The organism is Micromonospora sp. NPDC047753 (assembly GCF_040642735.1).
In the GTDB taxonomy this organism is placed as follows: domain Bacteria; phylum Actinomycetota; class Actinomycetes; order Mycobacteriales; family Micromonosporaceae; genus Micromonospora.
On record NZ_JBEYSL010000796.1, the window covers coordinates 1 to 1,911 of the forward strand.

The 1,911-nt window shown below is 69.0% G+C and carries 2 protein-coding genes, 1 pseudogene and 1 riboswitch; of the genes and pseudogenes, 1 reads left to right on the forward strand and 2 read right to left on the reverse strand.

The features are described from left to right. Positions 1–121: 121 nt before the first annotated feature. Together ABZ749_RS34625 and ABZ749_RS34630 are read right to left on the reverse strand one after the other, a co-directional pair. Positions 122–382, reverse strand: coding sequence for a superoxide dismutase (locus ABZ749_RS34625; protein ID WP_357235507.1), 261 nt, complete (start codon positions 380–382; stop codon positions 122–124). 6 nt (positions 383–388) lie between these two features. Continuing rightward, entirely contained in the window at positions 389–1,003 is a 615-nt protein-coding gene (locus ABZ749_RS34630) for a superoxide dismutase (RefSeq protein WP_357235510.1), read from the reverse strand. Between the two features lie 179 nt (positions 1,004–1,182). Continuing rightward, a riboswitch (cobalamin riboswitch) is annotated at positions 1,183–1,346 on the forward strand. An 86-nt stretch (positions 1,347–1,432) separates the two neighbouring features. On the opposite strand from ABZ749_RS34630, the pseudogene ABZ749_RS34635 reads away from it, so the two are divergent. Further along, positions 1,433–1,911: pseudogene (locus tag ABZ749_RS34635) on the forward strand (peptidase); the annotation flags it as partial.

The following is a 1,911-nucleotide window of genomic DNA, read 5'->3' on the forward strand; positions in this document are numbered from 1 at the left end:
CTCGCGTTCGGCGACCAGCCGGGTGGCCTGGGTGACGTTCACTGGGTGACCTCTCGGAAGATCTCGGTGAGCGAGGGGCTGACCGGGCGGAAGGCCGCCTCGGGCGGAACCCAGCGGACGGTCATGCCGGTGGGGACTGGGCGGTGTCGGCCAGGAGCAGGGACAGCTCCCGGACCAGATCGTCCATCGACTGGCCGCTCTGTGCCTTGACCAGGCCAAGCGCGAGGTCGGCCAGTAGGTAGAAGCCGAGGGTACGGGCCTGCTCGGAGCTGAACGCCGACATCAACTCCTCGGCGCCGGCGAGGTCACCGCGGTGTTTGGCCGCGATGACCCCGGCGGCGCGTTGGACAATCTCTGCGGCCTCAGGGGTATAGCCGCTCACGCCGGGTCAGATCTTCGGGGTCGCGGCGCGGGCGGCGTCGAAACGGGCGGTGACGTCGGTCCAGTTGACCAGGTTCCACAGCCGGTCCACGTAGTCCGGACGCACGTTGCGGTACTGCAGGTAGTAGGCGTGCTCCCAAGCGTCGAACACCAGGATCGGGGTGGAGCCCTGCCCGACGTTGCCGTGGTGGTCGTAGACCTGCTCCACGATCAACCGCTGGCTCAGCGGCTCCCACGCGAGAACACCCCAGCCGGAGCCCTGCACGCCCTTCGTCGCCGCCGACAGTTGGCCGGCGAAGCCGTCGAAGGAGCCGAGGTGCTCGTCGATCGCCGCGGCCAACTCGCCTTCGGGGCGGTCACCGCCGTCCGGGGACAGGTTGTTCCAGAAGATCGAGTGCAGGACGTGCCCGGACAGGTTGAACGCGAACGTCTTCTCCAGACCGACAAGCGTCGCGTAGTCGCCCTTGTCGCGAGCCTCGGCGAGCCGGTCGAGGCCGTCGTTGGCGCCCTTGACGTACGCGGCGTGGTGCTTGTCGTGGTGCAACTCCAGGATCTCCCCGGACATCGCGGGTTCGAGTGCGCCGTAGTCGTAGGGCAGGTCGGGCAGGTTGTACACGGCCATGGGGTACGTCCTCTCAATGCTGCCAAGCTATGGTTGTTGCCATTATCTTGCAACAAGCGTCCACGTGTCGTCAGGGGACGTAATTTGATCGTCGGCACAACGGACCACGATGCTGCACCGCCGGCGACGGCGGGCCACTGAACCACGGGCCGGGATCGAGTGCCGTCGGATCGTCGACATTGACGGTGACCACCACGGGCGGTGAGACTGGGCGCCACAACTTCATACCTGTGCGCTGATGGGGGAAGTCCGGTCGAAATCCGGCGCTGGCCCGCAACGGTAGGCGGCGACGAACGTGCAAACGCCGCGAGCCCGAGTACCCGTCCGTGCACGTGTTGCGCATCCCCAACCCGTCGTGGCCCACGGGTCGGAGCCGCCCGACAGCGTCGGGCTGTCTCGGACCAACGGAGCCCGGAAAGGCGCCGTCTCATGGTCAACCGCCCCCTCCGGCACCGCGCCCGCGTCCTCGCGACCGCCGCGCTCGCCGCCCTCACGCTGGCGCTGACGGTCACACCGTCGGCCGCGTCAGCATCGCCGCCCACCCTCAACAGGGTCGATGCCGCCGCCGGCTGGCTCGCCCGCCAGTCCGTCGACGGTGAACGCTTCGAGGTCGTCTTCGACGGCGTCGCCTACCCCGACCAGGGCCTCACCCTCGACGCGGTGTTCGCCTTCGCTGCGGCGAAGGTGGCGGACACGACCGCGGCCAATGCGGTGTCGTGGCTCGCCCAACCCGCTGTGCTCACCGGCTACATCGGCGACGGCACTGAGGCGTACGCGGGCGCGACCGCGAAGCTCTCCCTCGGCGCCCAGGTCCGCGGCCTCGACCCGGCGGCGTTCGGCGGGGTCGATCTGCTCACCCGCCTCGGCGGTCTGCTGACTCCGTCAGGTCGATACTCCGACCGTTCAGC

Excerpts from the sequence above, each read along its gene's own strand:
- ABZ749_RS34630 (WP_357235510.1), bottom strand. The coding sequence starts at position 1,003 with ATGGCCGTGTACAACCTGCCCGACCTGCCCTACGACTACGGCGCACTC.